The following is a 479-nucleotide window of genomic DNA, read 5'->3' on the forward strand; positions in this document are numbered from 1 at the left end:
TGTTTCCCCCGTCAAAAACAACAACATATGGTCGGGAAAAATTTAATTTGGCTTGGATGCCTGAACTGCTCCCTAAAGATGCTATTAATAGAACAGGATTTGTTACAGTTCTAGAAAAACACATGGTAGTTGTGCCACCCGCTCCTTTTGACCAAGTTGTTTGTGGAACGGTTGCGTTAGGAATAGCTGTTGAATAACTATTGAATTTGCTATAGTTGTAAATTGTTGGGGTAGAGCTAAATGCAAAATTAGAAGTCATGGTTACATTGATGTCTTCGGTTCCGTTTTTGATTAGCCCTGTAGCACTATTGCCAGTAAAATTATTCCATGTAGCCCAGTTGATTATATTACAGTCAGCAATAGCCCTGTCTCTTATACACATCTGACGCTGCCGACGAACCACGACATGTGTAGATCTCGGTGGTCGACGGATCATTAAAAAAAGGGGTGGGGGGGGGGGGGGGGGGGGGGGGGGGGGG

The 479-nt window shown here is 44.3% G+C and carries 1 protein-coding gene; it reads left to right on the forward strand.

The genetic code is table 11. The features are described from left to right. Positions 1-197 (forward strand): hypothetical protein (locus JHD69_RS20300; protein WP_233166122.1); only part of this gene is annotated, 197 nt, incomplete at its 5' end. Positions 198-479 lie beyond the last annotated feature (282 nt).

The organism is Pedobacter sp. ASV12 (assembly GCF_016429155.1).
GTDB lineage: Bacteria > Bacteroidota > Bacteroidia > Sphingobacteriales > Sphingobacteriaceae > Pedobacter.